General features: G+C 61.0%; 18 protein-coding genes and 2 pseudogenes. 5 read left to right on the top strand and 15 right to left on the bottom strand.

Annotated features, from left to right (window positions below; all coding sequences use genetic code 11):
* Window positions 1-58 precede the first annotated feature (58 nt).
* Entirely contained in the window at window positions 59-1390 is a 1332-nt protein-coding gene (locus tag V7Q81_RS06965) for a putative O-glycosylation ligase, exosortase A system-associated (RefSeq protein ID WP_333841323.1), read from the top strand.
* Window positions 1362-2138 carry a class I SAM-dependent methyltransferase gene (locus V7Q81_RS06960; RefSeq protein ID WP_333841321.1) on the top strand — a complete coding sequence of 259 codons (777 nt, stop codon included), beginning with the start codon at window positions 1362-1364 and terminating at the stop codon, window positions 2136-2138. The genes V7Q81_RS06965 and V7Q81_RS06960 overlap by 29 nt, the downstream gene beginning before the upstream one ends.
* Before the next feature lie 396 nt (window positions 2139-2534).
* Here V7Q81_RS06960 and V7Q81_RS06955 read toward each other — a convergent pair whose 3' ends face one another.
* From V7Q81_RS06955 to V7Q81_RS06930, 6 genes are all read right to left on the bottom strand, one after another.
* Window positions 2535-4388 carry an asparagine synthetase B family protein gene (locus V7Q81_RS06955; RefSeq protein ID WP_333841319.1) on the bottom strand — a complete coding sequence of 618 codons (1854 nt, stop codon included), beginning with the start codon at window positions 4386-4388 and terminating at the stop codon, window positions 2535-2537.
* Window positions 4385-5482, bottom strand: a complete 1098-nt coding sequence (locus tag V7Q81_RS06950; RefSeq protein WP_333841317.1) for a nucleotidyltransferase domain-containing protein — start codon at window positions 5480-5482, stop codon at window positions 4385-4387. Before V7Q81_RS06950 ends, V7Q81_RS06955 begins: the two co-directional genes overlap by 4 nt.
* An 88-nt stretch (window positions 5483-5570) precedes the next feature.
* Window positions 5571-6542 (bottom strand): HprK-related kinase A, encoded by a 972-nt coding sequence (locus tag V7Q81_RS06945; RefSeq protein ID WP_333841314.1) that lies wholly within the window; start codon window positions 6540-6542, stop codon window positions 5571-5573.
* A complete protein-coding gene (locus V7Q81_RS06940) occupies window positions 6535-6855 on the bottom strand; it encodes an HPr-rel-A system PqqD family peptide chaperone (protein ID WP_333841311.1) in 321 nt (106 codons plus the stop codon). The genes V7Q81_RS06945 and V7Q81_RS06940 overlap by 8 nt, the downstream gene beginning before the upstream one ends.
* Window positions 6856-6869: 14 nt before the next feature.
* Entirely contained in the window at window positions 6870-7385 is a 516-nt protein-coding gene (locus tag V7Q81_RS06935; RefSeq protein ID WP_333841309.1) for a hypothetical protein, read from the bottom strand.
* A gap of 596 nt (window positions 7386-7981) precedes the next feature.
* Window positions 7982-9274 (bottom strand): hypothetical protein, encoded by a 1293-nt coding sequence (locus V7Q81_RS06930; RefSeq protein WP_333841307.1) that lies wholly within the window; start codon window positions 9272-9274, stop codon window positions 7982-7984.
* Window positions 9275-9410: 136 nt separating this feature from the next.
* Between V7Q81_RS06930 and V7Q81_RS06925 the strand changes: the two genes are divergently transcribed.
* Together V7Q81_RS06925 and V7Q81_RS06920 are read left to right on the top strand one after the other, a co-directional pair.
* The gene (locus V7Q81_RS06925) at window positions 9411-9650 is read left to right on the top strand and encodes a FitA-like ribbon-helix-helix domain-containing protein (protein WP_333841304.1); all 240 of its coding nucleotides are present in this window, start codon (window positions 9411-9413) and stop codon (window positions 9648-9650) included.
* Window positions 9647-10048, top strand: coding sequence for a type II toxin-antitoxin system VapC family toxin (locus tag V7Q81_RS06920; protein WP_333841302.1), 402 nt, complete (start codon window positions 9647-9649; stop codon window positions 10046-10048). Before V7Q81_RS06925 ends, V7Q81_RS06920 begins: the two co-directional genes overlap by 4 nt.
* 99 nt (window positions 10049-10147) lie before the next feature.
* Here the strand turns inward: V7Q81_RS06920 and V7Q81_RS06915 are convergent, their stop codons facing one another.
* The 9 genes and pseudogenes from V7Q81_RS06915 to V7Q81_RS06880 all read right to left on the bottom strand — a co-directional run bounded on the left by V7Q81_RS06915 (window position 10148) and on the right by V7Q81_RS06880 (window position 21864).
* The gene (locus V7Q81_RS06915) at window positions 10148-10354 is read right to left on the bottom strand and encodes a hypothetical protein (RefSeq protein ID WP_333841300.1); all 207 of its coding nucleotides are present in this window, start codon (window positions 10352-10354) and stop codon (window positions 10148-10150) included.
* A gap of 91 nt (window positions 10355-10445) precedes the next feature.
* A complete protein-coding gene (locus tag V7Q81_RS06910) occupies window positions 10446-12686 on the bottom strand; it encodes a heparinase II/III family protein (protein ID WP_333841298.1) in 2241 nt (746 codons plus the stop codon).
* 903 nt (window positions 12687-13589) lie between these two features.
* On the bottom strand, window positions 13590-14219 hold the full coding sequence (locus tag V7Q81_RS06905; RefSeq protein ID WP_333841296.1) for a tetratricopeptide repeat protein: 630 nt from the start codon (window positions 14217-14219) through the stop codon (window positions 13590-13592).
* Window positions 14220-14782: 563 nt separating this feature from the next.
* The gene (locus tag V7Q81_RS06900) at window positions 14783-15820 is read right to left on the bottom strand and encodes a polysaccharide lyase (protein WP_333841293.1); all 1038 of its coding nucleotides are present in this window, start codon (window positions 15818-15820) and stop codon (window positions 14783-14785) included.
* Window positions 15821-15859: 39 nt separating this feature from the next.
* Window positions 15860-16177 (bottom strand): annotated as a pseudogene (locus V7Q81_RS16100) (disaggregatase related repeat-containing protein); the annotation flags it as partial.
* Between the two features lie 97 nt (window positions 16178-16274).
* Window positions 16275-17177 (bottom strand): glycosyltransferase, encoded by a 903-nt coding sequence (locus V7Q81_RS06895; protein ID WP_333841290.1) that lies wholly within the window; start codon window positions 17175-17177, stop codon window positions 16275-16277.
* Window positions 17178-17337: 160 nt separating this feature from the next.
* A complete protein-coding gene (locus V7Q81_RS06890) occupies window positions 17338-17952 on the bottom strand; it encodes a tetratricopeptide repeat protein (RefSeq protein WP_333841288.1) in 615 nt (204 codons plus the stop codon).
* A 927-nt stretch (window positions 17953-18879) separates the two neighbouring features.
* Window positions 18880-20109 (bottom strand): pyridoxal-dependent decarboxylase, exosortase A system-associated, encoded by a 1230-nt coding sequence (locus V7Q81_RS06885; RefSeq protein WP_333841287.1) that lies wholly within the window; start codon window positions 20107-20109, stop codon window positions 18880-18882.
* 165 nt (window positions 20110-20274) lie between these two features.
* A complete protein-coding gene (locus tag V7Q81_RS06880) occupies window positions 20275-21864 on the bottom strand; it encodes an acyl-CoA ligase (AMP-forming), exosortase A system-associated (RefSeq protein WP_333841284.1) in 1590 nt (529 codons plus the stop codon).
* 154 nt (window positions 21865-22018) lie between these two features.
* Here V7Q81_RS06880 and V7Q81_RS16095 point away from each other — a divergent pair.
* Window positions 22019-22151, top strand: a pseudogene (locus V7Q81_RS16095) (IS1595 family transposase); the annotation flags it as partial.

Here is a 22151-nt window from a genome sequence, read left to right as displayed (position 1 = left end):
ATGTGGTGAATAGGATCCAGGAATCTCCCCTGGACGCTCAGCATTCGATCCCGTGACCATGCCCCTACGCGACCTCGTCCTGACAGCATTCATCTTCGGCGCGCTCGTCTTCGTCTTCAAGCGCCCATGGATCGGCGTGCTGCTGTGGCACTGGATCGGGCTCATGAACCCTCACCGGTCCGCCTGGAGTTTCGCCCGGGATCTTCCCTTTGCCCAGGTAGTGGGGCTCACCACCGGCATCGCTTTTTTGCTTTCTCCCGAGAAGAAGCGCTTCCCCGTCTCGGCCTTGACGGTGACGCTCCTCGCGTTCATCGCCTGGGTGTGCATCACGACGATTTTCGCGCTGTACCCAGACTCCGCGGTGGATCAGTTGCAGAAATTCCTCAAGGTCCAGCTCGGCGTGCTGCTCACCCTCTTCATCATGCAGGACAAGGAGCGCATTCTGTGGCTCGTGCGGGTCGTGGTGCTTTCCATCGCCTTCTACGGGGTCAAGGGCGGTCTTTTCACGCTGCGCACCGGCGGCACCGGTATGGTGCTGGGTCCCGCTGGAAGCTATATCTCAGGCAACACAGAAATTGCGCTCGCCATCACCATGGTGGCGCCCCTTCTGTTCTACATGGCCCAGCAGGCCGAGCAGCGATGGCTGCGCTGGGCTCTGTACGGCGCCCTGGGTCCGTGCGCCGTCGCAGTCATTGGCTCCTATTCCCGCGGGGGGCTTCTAGCCATCGTCGCCATGGTGTTTTTCCTCTGGCTCAAGAGCCGTAAAAAAGCGCTTCTGCTGCTCCTGCTGCCACCGGTCCTGCTCCTCGGCTTGAGCGTGATGCCGCAGCAGTGGTTCGAGCGCATGGGCACCATCGCCACCTACCAGGAGGATTCCTCTGCCCTGGGGCGGCTCAACGCCTGGGCCTTCGCCTGGAACCTCGCCCAGGACCGGCCCATCACCGGTGGTGGCTTCCGGGTCTTTACCCCCAGCGCCTTCGAGCGCTGGGCGCCGGAACCGGAGCGTTTCCAGGACTCCCACAGCATCTGGTTCGGCGTGCTCGGTGAGCATGGCTACGTCGGGCTCGCCCTCTTTATCCTCTTCTGGTGGTTCACCTGGCGTACCGCTTCCAAGATCATCCGGGCCTCCAAGGGTCGCGACGACTTGCGCTGGGCCGGTGAGCTGGCGGCGATGATCCAGGTGAGCCTGGTGGGCTATTTCGTCGGCGGATCGTTTTTGGGCCTTGCCTATTGGGACTATCCCTATCTCCTGGCGGTGATGCTGGCACTGACCCACAGGGTGGTGTCCCAGGAAGTGAGTCCAGCACCAGAGTCTGCCCCGCGGGTGTGGTCGCCCTCCGCCGCCGTTTCGCCGCCCTCGCATGTCTCCAAAAACACCCGAAGCCCCTAGCCGCTCCCCGCGCACACCGATCCCCTTCGAATCCGCCTGGCGCCGGCGTTTCGAGGAATTCGCCGCGCTGCGGGACGACGACGCGGGAATCGCCGGCTGGAGCGTAAGCGGTCTGGAGGCGCGGTTACGCCACTTCCTCGCCTGCTGGGAGGGCTTGACGCCCGAGACCCTGTGGCTCGACGCCGGATGTGGCGCCGGCACCTATTCTCGGCTCCTTGCCAGCGAAGGCGCCCAGGTGGTGGCAGTGGATTATTCTCCTCTCACCATCCGCAAGGCCCGCGCTCGCAGCAACGGCGCCCACTGCGCCTGGGTGGTCTCGGACGTGAGGCGGCTTCCCTTCCGGACAGCCCAGTTCGACGGCGCCCTGTGCCTGGGCGTGCTGCAGGCCCTCTCCGCCTCGACACCCGCGGTGCACGAGCTCGCCCGTGCCGTGCGCCCCGGCGGTGCGGTGTGGATCGACGCCTTGAACGGCTGGTGCCTGGCGAACCTGTGGGCACGGCTCAAGCGCCTCGCCCAAGGCAAGCCCATGCATCTGCGCTACGAGTCCCCCTGGACTTTGCGGCGTACGCTTCGGGAGGCGGGATTCGAGAATGTGCGGCTCCATTGGATGCCCATCCTGCCGGCGCGATGGCAGCGCTGGCAGGCCGCCGTGGAGCATCCGGTCATCCGGTTCCTCCTGCGCTGGATTCCGCCACTGGGGTTGGCCGTGAGCCACGCCTTTCTGGTGAGGGCCGAGAAGCCGACCTAATAAAAAAAGCGCGTCTGGGGTAGGGCTGGAACTCGCCTGAGCGGTGCGCTGAAGCGCACCCTACGACGGGTGCGTTGCGAGAAGGACGACGCACCGGCGCCGCGAAAAGGAAACCTCGGAGCAGTGCGCCACAAGGCGCACCTACGATCTAGGCCTGAAGCGCGCCCCTACGACGGAAGCCCGCGACCCCTTTTCTGTAGGGTGCGTTGAGCGCAGCCGAAACACGCACCGCCAGCGAGCCGCGTCTAGAGTGTGGTGCGCGAGAGCCGCCCCACGGCACCCTGCGGCTTGCGCCGCCCCGCGGGGCGGCGCAGCACGGAAAGCGCTCAAAAGCCTCCCAGGAATGGAGTACAGAGGCGCCTCCACGGCAACGCCGTTTTTCAGGAAGGCCCACGATTACGCACCGCCGCCCGCCGCCGGACGTTCGGCGCGCGCCCGCCGTTCCCGGGCCTGGAACCATTGCTCCAACATCATGAGGATCCACACCATTTCGCCGTAGTACCCGGGATGTTGAGGCAGATGGAACCGAACCAGCGCCTGCAAAAACTCTTTTCGCACGAGGCCGCGCCCTCCCAGGGCGTCGAGGCTCGCGTGGGCCAGGTCCCGAAGGCCCGGGTGCCGCAGCGCCCACACTCCGAAGGGAAGACCGAAGCCGTGCTTTTTCTTGCGCAGGATGGCCTCCGGCAGGAAACCGCGCAATGCTTCCTTGAAAAAGTAGCGCAGCTTTAGGCCCCGCACCTTGAGGCGGGGCGGCAGGCGCAGGGAAAAATCCACGAGCTCTTCCGACAAGAAGGGGAAGGCCACCTGCACGCCGGCGAGCGTCGTGGCCCCCAACACCTTGGGCAAGTCGTTGTCTGCCAGGGTGTATTTCCAGTCGTACTCCAGCATGCGGTTCACCAGGGCGCGGGCGCTGGAAGCGCCGTAGACCGTTCTCTGCTGAGCAAGGGGCGCCATTCGATCGACGGAGGCCAGAAAATCCGCCGTGAGCAGATGCTCGGCCCCCAGCCGCGCGAGGAGATTGTACGTTTCCAGCCGATCGGGCATGGGAAGCCGAGCGTGGCGCACGTAGGCGGCGGCCTTGCGCACGAAGGGAAGACGCACGAGGGCGGTCGAGTCGAGCAGCAGGGGCTCGATGAGGTGGCGGCGCAGCGGCGCTGGAATCGCTTCATAGAGAGCGAAGAGCTTTTGAGTGGCGTAACGGGCATTGCCACCGAACAGCTCGTCGCCGCCATCGCCCGCCAGCATCTTTTCGACCCCTGCGGACGCCGCCAGGCGGGCGCAGCAATAGGCAGGCAGCACCGAGGAGTTGCCGAAGGGCTGGTCGTAATGGGCCGCCACTCGCGGGATGCCTGCCACCAGCTCCTCGGGCGTGAGGTAGTGCTCGTGGTGCTCCGCGCCGAAGTGCCGCGCGGCGAGGCGGGCGTAAGCCATTTCGTCGTAGCCTGCGGCGTCGAAGCCGATGGAAAAACTCCTGGCCGGACGCCCCGTCACTGCCTGCAACATACCGGCCACGGTGGAGCTGTCGGTGCCCCCGCTCAGGAAACAGCCCACGGACGCGCCATCGGCTTCCCGGGCCACCGCTTCCCGCACCAGCCGCCGGAACTCTTCCGCCAGGGATGGGAACGGCACCGCTTGCTCCTCTTCGAAGCGAGGTACCCAGTAGCGTTGCAGGCGCACGCCCTCCCGGTTCGCTTCCAACGCATGCCCCGCCGGCAGGCGCGCGACACCCCGAAACACCGTTCGGGGCGCGGGAATCATGTGGAAGTAGAGGTAATCGAACAGGGCCTGCGGATCCAGTGCCGGGGCACGAACGAGGGGCACCCGGTCGGCACGGTTCGAAAAGGCGAGCCGCGCTCCTTCCCGGGCGTAACACAGGCTCTCGCGGGCGAAGCGGTCCACGGCCAGCACGCCACGCCCCTGGACAAAATCCAGGATCGCCACCGCGTACGGGCCTTTGACCTGTGGCGCCACTCCAGCGCCGTGGATGCGGTATAAGCGCAACCACCGCCGGGCCAAAGAGGGCTCCATCGCCCCGGTAGCGTCCTCGGCATCGAACCGGGGTCGCCCCCAGGTCAAGACCATGACGCCGTCTTGAGCCACCACATCGGCAGAGGCATCCACCACCACCTCCACGCCCGGCGCCGCCCAGCGTCGAGCCGTGCTGCCTAGGACGTGTCGATCGGCGCGGGGCGTCGCCCCCGGCGGTACGCCGGAAAAATCTACCCAGCCGTAAATCAAAGCCTGCGTCATGGGACGTTTACGGTTTCGGCGGCCGACCGGCGCGCCTTGACGAACAGATGCTGCACCAGCAAGCCCAGGGGCAGCTTGAGCCAGGTGGCGCGAGCGAGCAAGAGCCTTCGGGCCAGGCGGCGACCCGGGCCGGGAAGGCGATCCGGATCGGGGGGCGGGAGCACCGAGGCGATGAGCGGCGTCATGAGCCACCTCACCGGCGCGGGCGGCACGGCGCCGCGGATCTGCCCAGCAAACGCCGGGGGCATTGGCGTGCTGAAGAACCGGCTGGCGAAATGGAGCCCGTACCAGAGGGGGCGGCCCAGCCCCAACACGTGAGCGCGCTCCTGCAGCGCCTCCCAAAATCCGGGCTCGGCCCCGAAGCCGCGCACCAGGCTATCCAGGTCGACCAAGTCCCGCAAGCGGTTGCCACAATCGGAGTCGTGGAACAGGTGGGCGGCCGCGTGGAGTACCTGATCGGCGGGTGCCAACACCCGCCAGGGGCTGCCCGCGACCGGGCGGGAGACCGCCAGCAAGCGTTCCGGCGCCGGCCGCAGCTTCCCCAAGGGCGGCAGAATCGTGTGGTGTACGTCCAGCTCCAGGGCGTGGTCGGGATGCCGCAAGGGCGGCAGTTCGTGGGTCCAGGCCCGGTAGTAGCGCTCATCGTGGGGATCGAGGGATTTCGATTGCCATCCCTCCTCTCTCAGCCGGGCTTCCACCTCAGGCAGCGCTGTCCGGGGGACCAGCAGGTCCACGTCTCCCACCAGTCGCCCTTCCGCGCAGGGCAAGCCTTGGACCAGGTACGCGGCGCCCTTGAGGAGCACCTTGGGGGCCTCGAGGCCTTCCAGGGCAGCCTCCACGCGGGCAAGGGTCCACAGGACGGCCTGGCGTTGAAACCGGGCGAGGGCCGCGTCTGAATCCAAGTGATTGCGCACCGGTGCCGGCACGGCCTCCAGCATGCCTGCCCTCTCCAGCCGTGCCCGCAGGGTAGCAAGCAGCCGGGCGGTGCGTCCGGCTCGCACCACCCCGTCCCAGGCGGCAAGGTCCAGTCGAGACGCCGACTCAGGGTGAGCGAGCACGTGGAAAAGAGAAGTCACCGCGGCAGGCAAGGTCATGGGGGCTCGCGACTCAAATCAAGTTGTTTTCCTTCACCTCAACAGGGGCAAGAGGCAAACAAAGGAGCAGGCCCTCTTCTCTGCCACCCTATCCGGCCACATCCGCCCGCTCCCCGAGCGTACCCCCGCGCTCTTCGATCCATGGCGCTCCCTCCATCAGTCGGCCCACGGCGCAGACCGCCTCCTCCAGGTCGCCGTACTGGAGCCGATACGCTTCGCACGCCCGGGTGAGCCGGGCCACCGCGTCGAAGGCGGCCGGGCCCAGGGTTTCGTAATTGAACGCGTTGCCCGACAGCTTGACGAAGGCGCGGAGGGCGGACACGCGCTCCACCGTCACGGAAGAACCCGGCACGTATTTGGGGAAGACAATCAGAACTGGTTGAGCGGCCAGGTGCCGTTGCGCGACGCTTTCGGGCGTCGGCGCGAGATGGGCCACGGTTCCCTTGCGGGTTTTGGGGAATTCCGGCCCCAACACGGCTTGGGGGGCGAAGCGACGGATCACGCCGATGGAAGCGTTCTTCAACGCGATGGGTCGCAGCAAGGGCAGCAGCCGCCCGGATTCGAGATCCACGACGCCGAATTCGTCGGAGAGCAAGCGATACCCCCGGCAGGCAAGCCCTGCGGTCAGGGTGCTTTTACCGGAGCCCGGATGGGCCGGGAGCACCACGGCCCGACCCTCCCGTTCCACCACGCCCGCGTGGAGCAACAGATAACGGTGGCAGCGCTGGGCGATGCACCAGTTCATGCCCCATTCCAGCAAGGGCAGATGGGTATCGGCGGGAAAGGGCTGGAAGGGGACCGATCCGTCCGCCTGGAACACCACCTGGGGACGCACCAGGCGCCGCAGGCCCCGTTGCCGGTAGAGCCCCACGGTCAGGTCGAAGAAGCCCTCGGCAGGCAGTACCGGGAAAGCCCCGTAGAGCCGCTTCAGCAGACCGGGGAGGGCGGGTACGTCGGAACGCACCCGTGCCCGCACCAGGCCGAAGTCCAGCCCCAGGCCCGTCGTGCGCAGGCGGGAGACGAGGGCCTCGTGGAGCTGGCTCGCGAGGGTTTCATTCATCGGCACGAATCACGAGCCCCATGCGTTCCAGCTCATCCAGAAGGAGCAAGACCCGGGACTGCCAGTGGGCATCGGCGGGAGCAGCGCCCTCGAGGGCGGCGGCCACCAGCTCTTCCAGGGGCCGGGGCCCCGAAGTCAAGGCGTCCAGGACCCGCAGCGCCGTCTCATTGAGGTAATGGGTCTGCCAGGACAGGGGATTGAACACCAGGGCTTCGCCCCCCTCGCGGAAGATCCGCAATCCCTCCCGATTACGCAAGCTCCAGCGCCGGGGCGGGCCGGAAGCGATGGGGGGACCGTCCCGCTGGGTGACCACATGCGCAAGGGGCTTCAGACCTTGATGGGAGAAACCGAGGCCCAGCAAGAGGTAGTGATGGGCGTGCCCCCATTGGGCTCCCACGCATAGCCCACCTGCCGAATGTCGGTTCCCTCACCGTCCACGTAAGAGAGGGCGTAGTAGTTTCCAGGAGCCTTTTCGTAGCGATGGACGTTGAAAACCGTGTATTCGGTGAGCTCGGCGCCAAACTTTCCGCCGCCCTGGTCCACCAATCGCCAGAAACGGGTGTTGTCGGTGCCAATGTAGTACAGGCCGGGAATCTTCTTGCGCGGGTTTTTGTACAGGTAATAGACGTAGAGCCTGACCCGCATCCACTCGTCTGCGTCTATGGCCGATATCTCCACGGGCTTGGTGCTATAGCTCGTGGCCTTGAGGGCATCGTTTTCTACACACGCGGCGGCGCTCCCCACCGCGACGGCCGAGGCGGGACGCACCGTCAACACCAGCGGCGCGGCAATCGCTCCTTTCAGGAGGCTGCGGCGGCTCTTTTCGATCGGTTCGTGGTCCATGATCCTGGGCTGGAACGGCGTGGATCCAATCGCGGGAGACAAGCAAATTATGTACCGCGTGGACGAGCTGAACGCCAACACCTTGAACAAGCCCAAGTATAGCCAATCCTGATGAACTGAGCGGGTTTTCGGTCGAGGGGAATGTTAAGTTTTTTGACATCCCATCTGCCTTCACGGGCCCCCACACGTCCTGTGCAAAAACTCGGCAGCCATCTCCGGACCGTTGGCACGCCCTCTTTCCAGGGGACAGGTGCCAGCGCCGCAGTGAAACGCGTGCCCCCTGGTAGGCACGGCAAACCTCGAGATCCATTCTCCTCGCTTCGGCCGACAGGCCGAAGCGGCTGCCCGCGCGCAAGAGCGGCTCCGAGCGATGCGCCGAGGCGCACTTTACCGCGCCCGCCCTTCGAAAGCGGTAAAGGTAAACCGTCGGGTGCGTTGAGCGGTAAGCGAACCGCGCCCGATCAGCCGTGTTAGGGCCCATTGAGCGCAGCCGACACGCGCCCTAGGGAAGCGAGCCCCCGGGGCTGGGATGGGCGCAAGCACGGAGCCGGGCACCTCCGCTTCCCCGCGTCGGGAGGTGGCGACAGACCCAGGGCTCACCGATCCGCCGCTCGGTGTAAAGACCGGTCCGGCCCCCCCTCCAGGGCGAGAGGCCTGCCCCGGGGCCGGTAAGCGAAAGCCCCGACGTCTTCTGCTCCCCGGGCATGCCCATCGTAATCCGCGGCCGCCCCCGGCAAGCGCCGGAGGGGTTCGGGCAACAGGACCGAGGACACCCGCAACACGCCCCGGGGCGAGACGTCCAGTTGCGGGGGAGCAGCGAAGGGCGCCCGCATATGCTGCGCCGCTTCGGCGTAGGGCAGGCCCAGATTGCCTGCCCCGTCCAGGCCGAGGAAGGGCTCCCCCGCGAACACCGCGTTTGCCGCCACCACGGGCTGATGGCCCGACGCGACCCCGCGAATGATGATGCCCGCATCCCGGGCAACCACGGTGTTGTTGAAAACTCGAATCTCCCGCGGCACGCCCCGGTGGGGCTGAATGAGGATGGCCGAACCGGAAGGGTTGACGAAGGCATTGTTGTACAAAGCGACGTTGCCCTCGCCCTGGAACAGAGGTTCGCCGGAAGGGTTGTCGTAGAAAAAATTACCGTAGATCAGGTACCGGTCGTTGGCCCCGGGACCTTCAAGCGGCCAGTGCCCCACCAGGAGGTTCGGGCGCGCCATGGGGCCGGTGGAAGCGTTGTTCGCCTTGCTGAACACGTTGTGGCGGATGACGGTCTGGCTGTCTCCAGTGGGCATGCCAGCAAGCGGCGGGCGCTCGATCTGGTGCTTGATCTGCAAGTTATACCCAATCGTGTCGCGCACCACGTTGTGTTCGATCAACCCGGAGACGAAAGGGGCACGGCCATCGGAGTTGCCGAGATAGAGCCCGGTGCCCGCCCCCAGGATCACGTTGCCCCGGATCACCCATCCCCAGGCGGGGCACTTGGTGGAAATGCCCACGACGGATTGATCGATCCCATGATTGACGATCAGGAGGTTTTCCAGGGTGATGTGGTGGGCGAACTCTGCGTGCCCTTCGGCCTTGACCCCGTCGGCGATGAGGTTTCCCCCGTCTAGCACCAGGCTGCGCACGACGATGTGGGCGGCATCGATCAGGCTCACGGTATTGGCACCCCGGCGGGCGAGAAACACCGGCCGATCCTGGCTGGGGATTCCCGAGATCACGATGGGTGCTTTTTCGGTCCCTTGCAACCCGTGGATCGGAAGACCGTGGCGATAGGTCCCCGGCGCGAGCCAGAGGGTATCACCCGGTGCGAGCCGCTTGAGGATAGCCAGATAGTTGTCTGGGCGCGCGATGTACTCGGCAGCCATCGAGGGCGCGCGCAGCACCACGAGACTCCACCCCACGAGGACGGCCACGGTCCGCAGAAACCTTTTGTGCCTCGACGCCCGCATCAGCCTACCGCTTGACGCCTCAAGATGGTTTCATTATGGTTCCAAATTGGTGTCATACAAGGAAGGTGCAATGGCTACCATCACGGTTAAAAACATTCCGGAGGAACTCTACCGTCAGCTCAAAGAAAGCGCAGCACAACATCACCGTAGCTTGAACGGGGAAATCATCGCACGGCTGGAAGCGAGCCTCACGCCGCCGCGCCCGACGGTGGAGGAGACCCTTGCGCGGCTGCGGGACTTGCGTGAGCGCTATCCCGTGCGCACCACCCGCAGGGCAATCGATACCGCAAAGAAGGAAGGACGTCCTTGATCGTAGCGGATACGAATCTTGTGGCGTATCTGCTGTGGGACAACCCCATGCGGAAAGCCGCGGAGCAGGCCTACCGCCAAGATCCGGAATGGATCGCGCCCGCCCTTTGGCGTTCCGAGTTCCGAAATATCCTTTGCGGTTTAATGCGGCGCCGCAAGCTCGGCCTCGCCGCTGCGCTTGCTTACTGGTGGGAGGCGGAAGCCTTGGTGCGAGTTCCCGATACCGAGCCAGACGGGGAAACCGTGCTTGGCCTTGCCCATGCCACTGCTTGCACCGCATACGACTGTGAATTCGTCGCCCTGGCCCAGCGACTGGGCGTCCCACTGGTGACGGAGGAAGCCCACATCCTGCGGGCCTTTCCCGAAACCGCTATCGACATCCTGCGCTTTCTGGGCTGAGCGGTCGCGAGACCGCGCCATCACCTGGAGCGCGAGGAGCGCACTGAAGCCAAACCCGGTGCTTACTACGTACCCATCGACGCATCGGAAGCTCAGGCACTATCGTCTCATCGGCCCCACGTACTCGCGCGAGACCACCAGGTTGTCGATGAACACGTCCTGGTCGTAGGGCGAGGGGGTCATGCCCCCGTGCCAGTAATTGACGTGGATCTTCTGGATCTTGATCCTGGGAATGTCCCGATAGCGGATGTCGGTCTTCTCGAACACGAGCCGGCCGTCGAGCCACACGCGGTATGGTTGTAGCATCCGCCAGGCAGGGAAATAAACATTTCACAGAAAATGTTGACCTAAGAGACGTATATCACCAACGCACTGGCCATCCATCTCCTTAATATTTTTAGACATCGAAATACCATTCGGCGACGGCGATCCCACCTCCTACCCACAATACACTAGCAACGCTTCTCAGCCTTGGTCTCCATCGGAGCGGTATCCATCGCCTGAATGTTAGGAACAAAAGCTCCTGACCCACAATCGCAAAAAGATATAGCCAGCTTGCCCGATTCCTGTATGTAATTAAGCTCTTGAAACGAGGAAATTTCTCGGCGACTTCGTAATACTTTTCGATTATTTTTTCCTTTGCTGCAACTGGTGTAGAAACTGCTTTCATCGAAAAGCTAGCGTACGATGCACCAGGCTTTGTCACTGTTACGTCCATGCCTTTTCTGGTTAAGACAATGAAGCCGGACTGGGTTGGTATGTTGACCTGCCAAAAATTGGCATCGTGAAACCAAGCAGTAGGTTGAGATACCAGGACAACACCGGACCGAGATTCCAACAAGGAGAACACGGTCATTGCAATGGAACCATTGGAGGGCTGACGAACCTCAATGGCGGGAGCTTCTGTTGGTTTACCGTCCACGACTACCCAACCACCGAAGGGCTCTATACTGGCTCGATGAACAAAGATGGTTGGATCAGAATTACCGAGTAGTGAAACAAGCATCGTTTTGTTGGTGATCGGGCTACTCAGTAAAAAGGCGTTACGACTCAACCCCTTCAAATTAATCTCTGGTCCGAACGTCCAAAGGGTTTCAGCTATACGGTTAAGTTCATTGGCTGAATCTACGATAACCCAATGCCTTCCATCGATTTCAAAGATTTGACGCCGCAGCGAGTTGCTACCCTCACTTAGCGTGCGCCTGATGTCTATCGCGCGTACCGCCCCTTTTTCCACAAATCCTAGAATCTCTGTCTTCCGTGGGTTGTTCGTGGCCTCTCCTCTAAAATGTGGGGCGTTCGACCCGCGCCACCCTTCCACAGAGTTACGTCCCGGCAGGCCGTAAGGCCAATACCCTGTCCCTGTGACCCAAGTTTGCCCTCCTGACCAAATAAGCAAGCTCATCTCGTCCGCATGTTTGTGCGCACGAGACGGGTAGTGAGACCAAGCAATGACAGTTTGGCTCACATCTTCGTACGAACCTGATATATATGAACCATGCCACCAAATGCTATATCCCGAAACCGGGAAAAAAACCGCTTTCATTCCTGGGCTACCATAACTCTTTCCCCACGGCTTGAAGCCGCTAGTGAAGGAAAAAAATGATGTTTGCAAATCAGGGCGACTGGGCGGGATATAATGAGTATCTCCAAAAACTGGTAAAGTGCCATCAGGACGCCACAGCAGGCGCGAGAATTCCTCCGCAAGCGCAAGCTTACCTTTCCAAGCACTAGGGATAATGCAGCCATTTAACTCGAACAACGATATCGCTGTACCGAGCAAGTACCTGCCCAGCTCATGGTACTCAGCGGAGTGCTCCAGAGTAATCCCCTCGGGACTAATGTAGTACTCCATTTGGTCAACCAGTCTTGAGCATCCCGTTGCTCGATACCTCTGCGCTCCGGGAAGTTGCGGAAATGCCGCAGAGATCTGCAGAAGCGCGATGCTCTGCATAACCCCATGATTGGTGCGATAAGTAAAGTGATCATCCCGAGCTAGGAATTCCGCGCTTCGCGTGACAAGAAGGAGGATCTCGCGCGACACCCTCACATCGAAATCATGTCGTTCTCGGTATATGGCCCAGAAATCGATGATGGGGGAGATACGACTAGCTATCGCGTGATCATTCCATAACATGCCCTCCGGCAATATTTGTCTACGTTCAAAGGCAGCAAATGCCAACAATTCATCTCGTGCAGCGGTATAGAATTTTTCTTGTGCTGTCGTATGATACGCGCGAAGCAAAATGCGCAAACTAACCAAACTTGCAATATGTAGGCGCATCGTAGGCAAGCCCTTGTTTAGGTTTGCCTTCGTAAACGGCACAGTTACCTGTACCGGTTCAAACCGGCGAAGTTGTAGTCTACCTGACAATAGTTCCTCGGCGGCATTGACAACGTCGTTTCGTTCGATGCCAGTCGGGACCTCCAAAGAAATCGAGGCGAGGGTTTCCAGGGTCTGTTTGCTAGGTGCCTGCCTCAAGGCGCTAATGACATCCTCGCTCGGAGCTTTTGGGCTGACCCAATAGTGCTGAATCTCGGGCAACCAAAGGAGCAGGAAAGCCACAAGGATCGCTACATAATTGAGCGCGATTGACCACTTGAACTTCTTGTCAGTTGCGGCAAGCTTACAAAGCATTTGATCTTGCTATCGTAGCTCCAAGACCGTGTTGTCTTAAGCCAACGATAAACTCTTGGTGATAAAGGGCTGTAGCTACTCACTAAGAGAAATACCTAGCGCAATACAGCATTATCAATTTTGCTTATTGGAAGCTACCTTAAGGTCCCTTTAGCAGTATCTACGGCGCAACCGGTTAAATGAAATCGAGGAAATTGCGCGGGTCATGCCCCCAGCGCACTAGCAGGCGTTGTTCCCACTGCATCCGGGCAAGAAGGCGCTCGACTATTTGGCGCCACACATAGCGGCACCGTTCACATAGCGCCATGTCTTTCGCTTGTGAAGCTTTGACCGCTGTGGGACAACCATCTCCACGCCTTGCTCGCGCAGAGAGTCTGCAAAATTAGTTATGATCTGCGGCGCACCTCTTCCTTGCATTAGCGCTCCATACCGCCGCTGGGCCGTTTGTAGTTCTGGTAGTGTTGCGAGATCTGCACCACTGTGCGCCAGTTTTCAGCATACAAAGCACTGCCTCGAATATCTCGCGCGTGGGAACGGGCAGCTAATCCTGGCGGTTTTCGGGCAAGTTGTTCTCGTGGAGACGCTCCAGAATCCGCTCCCACAGTGCGTCGCCCAACAACCATATGCAGGCCATTGTGACCCATCAAGGCTCAACCTTAAGAGCGCGAAATGGATTCTACGCACGTTTTCACGAATGGAGAAGGAGCGCTCGCAAATCGTGGCTTGTTGACCTTTTACTATTGCGGATTTGTAGACAGGATGAAATTCTTGGCTTAGCGCAAACAAGTTACCAGCATGATAGGTATTCGAACGGTGTCAAATTACCTCCTCTCTAGCTAGTGCCAGTGGGCCTTCGCACGTTTTTAAATTCTCCTGCTAGGGAATCGTCGTCTGCCTGTCGTTTTATTCTTTCCAGATCCCGGCTTTCACGAGCTTTTCGCGTAGGGCTGGTAGAGGATGGCCTTGAGCATACGCGCGCTTTGCATGTGCGAGCGCCATTTCGTCCTTGCCTAATTCCAGATAGACAAGGCCAAGGTTATAGTGGAGATTAGGATCATCTAAACCCATCGCCTGAGCTGCCTCCATTTCCTGAGCCGCTAGCTTCGTATCGCCTTTTCGGAATAGATAGATGCCTTTTATGGGGCGTACCATAGGATCATCGGGCGCGAAGCGAATAACCCGGTCGAAATAGCATTCCAGCGTATACGTGGCACCGCGCGGGCGGTCCAGCCTCTCTTTTTCAGACAGCCGGACCATGGCCATGAGCGCTCTCGGATGATTAGGGAAGGCACGCAACGTGTAATCGATGTCCGCACCTACATATTCCGATGAGTTACCCCTGAGAAGTGATTCCACTGCTGGTGTGAAATGTGCGCCTTCGACTAGCTTCTTTTGCTCCGGACTCGCTGTTCGATAATCGAATGGCCCATATCCACTACGGATGTCCTCGCAACCAAAGGGGTCACGTTCTAGGGCAAATACGGGCATTGTCAATAGGGAAGCCGCTACCAACAAAACCCTAAACATATCCATACACTCCGCTTGTAGCGAGCCGCCATAATTGGTTGCATGCTATCTCACGACAGACGGCTTGCATGCTTCTCGATATAGAATAGCAATAGCGTTGACATAAAAACAAATTTAATTGGTTTGTCTAACTACGGCTGCAAGTCGAGTTAAAGCGGCTTGTGAATACCGCGCGCAAGCGATCAAGGTGCATATAATACTCCTATCAAAAGGGATGAGGCATATCGCTGTAATTTGCCTCTTTGGTCTTCTGCTCTCTAGTACCAACACCACGGTCAAGTCCGAGCGTTGCTGTAAATACGTGAGCGGGATGCACTCTTTGCGACGGGCGCGGTGCGCTTGGCGTGAACACGGTTCAAGTGTAGGCGCAGGCTCTCCAGTTGTTTGAGCTCGAACCCCGAGATCACGATCCGCTTCCAGGTCGCGCTAGCGCGAAATAGCGCCGCGTACATGAGCTTGAGCACCGCGTGCTCACCGAAAACGTGCGGGATCACCTGGAGCGCGAGGAGCGCACTGAAGCCAAACCCGGTGCTTACTACGTACCCATCGACGCATCGGAAGCTCAGGCACTATCGTCTCATCGGCCCCACGTACTCGCGCGAGACCACCAGGTTGTCGATGAACACGTCCTGGTCGTAGGGCGAGGGGGTCATGCCCCCGTGCCAGTAATTGACGTGGATCTTCTGGATCTTGATCCTGGGAATGTCCCGATAGCGGATGTCGGTCTTCTCGAACACGAGCCGGCCGTCGAGCCACACGCGATAGATCCCGTCGTTGCGGCCCGGGGTATTCATCTTCACGTAGTGCTCGATCGCGTACCAGCGATTATTTTCTAGGAAGCCACGCGGCCCTAGAGACCATACCCAGAGATCGCCGTAGCGGTCTTTCTGATCTGCATGGTAGGCGTAGCTCGCAGCGATCGTGTAGCGCGCGAGGGGATTTTCCTGCTCAGGCTTGCGCAGGAACTCGCTGCGGATAGACCAGCCGTTAGTGCCAGTGGAACGTCCCTGCATGCCGTAGGTGCCCGCCACCCCTGGCATCTTTCCGCCATCAGCGATGGGAGCCCAATTATTGCCAAAACGCTGGTAATAGCGAAAGTAGATCTCCTCGGGTTCGCTCCCCTTTTCGAAGTAGTACTCCATGTTGAGCCCCAAGTTTCCACCTTTCCTGATGGTCACGCGCAGGGCTTTTCCCTGGAACGGCTCGAAGCGCACGCTTTCGCTCCGTTCCACTACCTGAAACACACTTTCCTTCTGGATCGCCCAGCCGCTCATCCATGAGCGACCCTCGAACCCCTCGAACTTGACCACCGCTGGATCCCGCTCAATGCCTTGATCGTTGGGATAGCGTTCAGCAAGGCCCGGCCGCGCTGGTGCTTTGCGGTCGATGGTGGGCGCATCCAGTTCGTACACACCCGCTGTCACGGCGCCGGTCTGTCCCTCGGCCTGCTTGGTGAGCTCCAGCACCGCCCGCTGAAGGCTGGCGGCTGGAATCTGGCGTGTTTCGAAATAAAGCAGCGCCCGGTAGCCGCCGCCGATGCGCAGCCACTCCATCGTACCGAGCGACTTGTTGGTGGAGCAATGCAAGGAAGTGTCGGCAGAGGGCATGATATTTTTCTCTTCCCCGCTGGAAAAAGTAACCCAAAGCCTCGGTCGAAACGAAGGCTCAGGGCTTTCCCGGCTATAAAAATTGACCACTCCCGAGCGGCTCGCCGGTATCGCTTGAAGCAGCAATCCCTGGTTGGATGAGGGCTGCTCCAACCAGTGCCGCACGAGTTGGGTGACGTCCCATTGCACCGGAACAGTCCGGGTCTCGTGGGCTATGATTCGCTCGGCATAAGGCGCGGGGCCATCTGGCACGCCTTTATCGTCGACCCAATCGCCGCCGCGTGTTTTCCAAGGGATACGGGCGGCGGCATTGTAATAGTCGCAAGTCGCCCCGCTCGGGCCGTCGTAGAGCGGCACCGGTTCCTGCGCCCAGCCGGTCAAAGCAGAAGCGGAAGCGAAAGTAACGAGAGCGAACCGGAGAAAAAAGTCAGTCACGGCGGCTTGACAAGATGGGCTAGGACGGAACTCGGGCCGCCTGACGCATCCGCCCGATTCTGCGCATCTGGCGCAAGGCAACCAAGTGGGTGAGCGTGTAAATGCCTTTCCAAGGCAGCCTTAGGGTATCGGCATCCGCGTACAACTCCTGGATATCGGTGGGCAATCCCGCAAGCCCCATGCGCCGCAGCCGGGGTCCTAGGAGCTGGAACTCGAAGTGCCGCCGTCCGTAGCGCACGAGCCGCCGCCAGTACTTGGGCCATTCCGTCAATTTGCCGACCGGGACCGGATCAAAGTCGAATACCGCGTCCGGGCAGGGATGGATCAATCGATCATCCCACTCGCCCCGGGGCTCCAGGTTCCATTTGATGAGAGCGCCCAAGAGGCCGTCGTCGCCTTCGAGTTTCAGGGGCAGGCGCACACCGCATTGCCGTAACCGCTCGACAAATGTACCGCGCAGGGCGTAAAGATTGGCGACTAACCCCCGTTGCTCCAGAATGTCCCGCCGGTCCTTGGCCATGCTGCGGCCCGATCCCGGCACGGCGGAAGCCGCATAGGCATGGGAGTCGGCTTGAAGGGCGCCGGCCAACGCCGACAGAGAACCCGCTCGTATGCGAGCGTCCCCATCCATGAAAAAGTACACCTCACGGCCAGGGCACCGCTCAGGAACTATCTCATGGATAAAAACGTTCCACGCGTTGCATTTGTCGCCCAGCGGGATCGAGACCAGATGAACCTCGGGGTGGAGGCAAGAATACTCGCGAACGATGTCCTCCGTTCCATCGGTGCAGCCGTTGGCCATCACGTAGATGTCTAGTGCTTTCCCCGGCTCGGCTGCGCAGACACTGTCCAGGCATGCGGCGATCTTCTCTTCTTCGTTGTGGGCCAACACCATTACAGGCCAGGCGGGATCGGTTTCCATAATGATGCGCTTATTTCATGAACGAGCGTCACGTGGCCGTTTGATGCAGCATTCACACCCGAACCTACCCGTGGCACGGCCAGCTCATGTGTTCGCCCTCAAGGGGGACCGGAAGGGCAAGGAGCAGACTTTCGCCTCAAAAGAAAAGCATTGACCGGAATCACTTCCACTGTCCTTTCGCCTGCAACTTCTCACGTAACCCGGTCAAGGGGAAACCGAGCGCATAGGCACGCTGCGCATGCTCCTGGGATTTAGCGTAATCTCCCAGCTCGAAATAGGCCAAACCGAAGTTATAGTCCAGGTTCGGGTCTTCCAGCCCAAGCGCCTTTGCCTCCTCGAACTGGCGCAGCGCTGCTCGTGCGTCGTTTTTGCGCAGAAAGTAAATCCCGTACACGAGCCGCACGTTGGGATCGTCATGGGCAAAGCGCAATGCCCGGTCGAAGTAACACTCCACGGTATAGCGCGCCCCGTCCGGCCGGTCGCGCTTTTCTTTCTCGGAAAGCCGCACCATGGCCATGAGCGCCCTGGGGTGATTCGGGAAAGCGCGAAGCGTGTAGTCAATGTCTGCCCCTATTTTCCCGGAATGCCCTTTCAAAAGAGCTTCCACATTTGCAGGAAAATGCGCACTTTCCACCAATTGCTTTTGCTGTTGTGTGGCAATGCGGTAGTCGAATGGACCATATGCATTGCTCAAATCGCCACAATCCCACAGCCCGTTTGTTGCCCATGTTGTTTTCGCTGTTAGCAGGAACCAAAACAGTAGCAGCCTCATCATGAGCTCGCCCCCGTCAGCTTTCCAAATTGACTCTATTTTTCTTTCATAACTCCTCGTCGCAAGCATACAGACGGAGAAGAGAAAAAAGCTAAACTACAGTACTTTTAGTACTACAGAATATGCATCTTTACCCAATGACCGCAAACGGTTTCTCGCCTCCGTCGACATGCCAGTCAGCATTCAATTCCTGCGCCCACCGCCCTGCTACCTCTCTCTCTCTCGGCAGGCCTTTGTACATCGTCCAGTAGGATCACGCATCGGCGGTCAAGCCGCGCTCTCACAACGGGAAGCATCCCATAACGCCCGCCGGGCGTATCCCCTGGGGGGCTGTCGCAAACGACCAGCCCAAACCTGTTTGGCATGCGTTCCAGCAGCGGAACGTATCAAGCGTATGTTCCATAAGAACGCAGCTCGCATTGGCATAGCCTGACCGAGGTAATGCCGTACCGACCAAGCGCACCCGCCACACGCTTTATCCAAAGGGGCTCATACTCGAGAGACCAAACAGTATTGCCTCGTCGCTGCGCAGCAAGCCCCAGCAAAACGGTGGAAAGACCGGAACCGCATTCCAAAACCGGTCCATCGGCGCTATCGCAGTAACGGAGCATTGCGGCTAAAAACTCCCCTTGCGCAGACCAACTTTCATTGCCCCAGCCATAAATGAGGTGGGCGATGATGTCCCTCGACGGATCATTAAAGTCTCGTAATCGTCGAAACCGATACAAAGCGCGTCGAAACACAACTTCTCTGTGCAGATGCCGTAAACATCCACGGGCGGTCGCAGGAAGTATCATGCGGGCGATCGTCCGCGCCCATTCCAGGCCTTCAACCATCAAGAAGCTCCTCTGTCGGCGGGCTGCAGTTCATTCTATGGGCCGCACTGACGGTGGAGTCAACATGGCTGCTCCCGGTAGATCCGTCGATGGCTCAAACGAGGACCTCCCCAGGCGCCGGATGACTCAGGAAAGCCGTCGGGCTTGCCGTGAGCCCGTAAGCGCCCGACTGGAAAATGACGATCAAATCCCCCGGATGGGCTTCGGCCAGCTCCATCCGGTCTGCCAGCAGGTCCAGCGGTGTGCACAGGGGCCCCACCACGGACACGGTCTCCCGTCGCGTTCCCCGCACCCGGTTTCCCACCACCACCGGATAATTCTTGCGGATCACCTGGCCAAAGTTGCCGGAGGCGGAGAGGTGGTGATGGAGCCCACCGTCCGTCACCAGGAACACGTGTCCCCGGGATTCCTTCCGGTCGATCACCCGGCATACGTAGATCCCCGCCTCGCCCACTAAGTAGCGGCCCAGTTCCAGCACCAGGCGGGCCGCCGGCAGGTCCCGGCGTAAGCGTTCGGCCAGAGCGGCGAGGTTACGCCCGATGGGAACAAGCTCCAAGGGCTGCTCCCCCGGGAAATAGGGGATCCCGAACCCGCCGCCGATATTGAGCACTTTGACCGGCCCAGGAGCCTCCCGGGCCAGGCGGACAGCCAGCTCGTAGGCTTTCACTTGGGTCTCGACGATGGCTTCGGCGCGCAAGCTCTGGGAGCCAGCGAAGATATGAAAGCCCTCGAAGGCAAGGCCCAGGGCGCCTATCTCATGAAGCAATGCCGGCACTTTCTCCGCATCGACACCGAAGGGCTTGGGGCCGCCGCTCATCTTCGCGCCGGAAGACTTGAGCTCGAAGTCCGGGTTGACCCGCACCGCCACCCGGGCGGGGAGCCCCAACTCCTCCGAGAGGCGGACGAGCACCCGGGCCTCCCGGAACGACTCCACGTTCACCAAGATGCCGGCCGCGATCGCCTGGCGTAATTCTTCTTCCCGCTTTCCGGGGCCGGCGAAGCTGATTTCGGCGGGCGCCATGCCGCTGTCCAGCGCCACGCGAAGCTCGCCGGCCGAGGCGACGTCGAGCCCGTCCACCAGCCCCGCCATGTAGCTCACCAGCGCCGGCATGGGATTCGCCTTGATGGCGTAGTGCAGCCGCACGGTCTCCGGCAGATGGCGCCTCAGGAGCGCCACCCGTTCGCTTATGAGGCGGCGGTCATAGGCGTAGAAGGGGGTGCGGCCGACCCGCTCGGTGAGCCGGGTGAGGGGCACGCCCCCCACTTGGAGACAATCGTCGATGACGGGGAAAGGACAGGCGAAAGCATGCTCATGGGCGCTCATCGGTTGCCTTCTTTAAAGATTTTTTGCCAAGCACTGCGAACCTGACGCAGGCCAAACAGACAGGCGCGACGCCTCCAAAGGGCCGCGACGGTGCATTCAAGCACACCCTATCTCCCAGACAACCGAGATAGGCTCGTCGCGTCATCGAAACATGATCCTATTGCTCTAGAGCGTATTAAACATCCCGGCGAATTCCTGGGCCAGGCTCTTGCGGTCGATCTTGCCGTTGGGATTGCGGGGCAGCGCCCCCCGTCGAAGCTCCACGTGGGCGGGCACCATGTAGGCGGGAAGCCGCGCCCGGCACTCGGCGAGGATCGCCTCCGGCGTAGCATCGTGCCCGTCCTTGGGCACGGTCACCACCACGATGGCCTGGCCCAACACGGGGTGCTCCACGCCGAAAGCCGCTGCCTCCGCCACGAGCTGGGTGCTGTAGAGCACCTCTTCGATCTCGGTGGGACTCACCCGGTAGCCGGAAGTCTTGATCATCTCGTCCCGGCGGCCGATGAAGTAGAGGAATCCTTCCTCGTCCATGCGCACGGTGTCGCCGGAAAAGACGGCGATCTCGGGCAGGACGAGACCCGCCTCCCGCCCGGGCAGCGGCTTGAACCGCTCGGCAGTCTTCTCGGGATCGTTCCAGTAGCCCATGGCCACCAGTGCCCCCCGGTGCACCAGCTCCCCTGGTTCGTTCGGGGCGCAAGGGGTGCCGTCCTCCCGCAGCACCAGAATCTCGGCGTTGGGAATCGCTTTTCCGATGGAGTCCGGCCGGCGGTCCACCTCCTCCGGAGGCAGATAGGTGGAGCGGAAGGCTTCGGTCAACCCGTACATCAAGTAAACCTTGGTCTTGGGCAGCCGCGTCCGCAGCGTCTTCAAGATCTCCAAAGGCATCCGACCGCCGGTATTGGCGATGTAGCGCAGGTGCTCGGCGATGCCCTGAGGCCAGTCTACCTGGGTCAACTGGATCCATAGGGGTGGCACCGCCGTCAAGCCCGTGATTTTTTCTTTGGTCAGGGCCTTGACCACGTCCTGGGGCAGCAGGTAGTTGAGGAGCACCACCCGCGCGCCCGCGTGAAACGCCGTGGTGAGCTGGCTGAAGCCCGCGTCGAAGGACAGGGGCAGGGCAGCCAGAATCGCGTCCTCGGGGCCGTTTTCCAGATACTGAGCGACGCTCTTCGCTCCCGCCACCAGGTTGCGGTGGGACAGCACCACCCCCTTAGGACGCCCTGTGCTGCCGGAGGTATAGAGGATGGCGGCCATGTCGGTGTCGATCACCCGGTGGCCCGGAAGGAGCGGCGATGCAAGGAGTGCGTCCCAGGCGTGGATGGGGACATCGCCCGGCTCAATTCCGCTGCCTGCCGCGTCCACGACGACCACGTGCCGCAGATCAGGGCAGCCCGCGAGCGCCGCGGCGAGAGTCTGCAGGCGCTCGGCCGAGGTGACCAGCACCCGAACGTTGCAATCGCGCAGAATGTAGGCGACCTGCTCGGCCTTGAGCAGGGGATTGACGGGGACGAAGACGCCGCCAGCCGCGGCGGTGCCGAAAATGGCGATGACGGTCTCGAAGCGCTTTTCTAGGTAGATGGCGACCCGTTCGGCCCGGGCTAACGACAACTCAACAAGGCCAGCGCAAAAAGCCTCAATCCGTGCGGCAAGCTCGCCATAGGAAAGGGAGGCCTCGGCATAGGTCAAGGCTCGGCCCGAAGGCGCCCGCTCGGCCGACGCTCTCGGAAGGTCGTGAAGAAGGGTTGTTGATTTCATCGGTTAGTCGGACGGCTCCCTCAGGAATCCTGTTTGTCCGCCAGCATGATGATAGTGGAAGAGATGGGTTTGGTCTTGCTTTTTGAACGATTTAGATTGCAAAAGACTTTTATAAAGGTAATACCTAACGAAACTGGACCAAATCTGGAAGGATTTGGTCATGAAGAAATGTCCTGAATGTGGATATACCAGGCTGTATCAGCTGGCCGATGGTCGCCACAAGTGCAGACGCTGCGGCGACCGGTCTCGCTTTCGCAGCGTGTGGTCGGCCAGTCGGCTGAACGATG

The organism is Pelomicrobium sp. (assembly GCF_036803785.1).
Taxonomy (GTDB): domain Bacteria; phylum Pseudomonadota; class Gammaproteobacteria; order Burkholderiales; family UBA6910; genus Pelomicrobium.
This window is presented reverse-complemented; position numbering and strand designations above follow the sequence as displayed.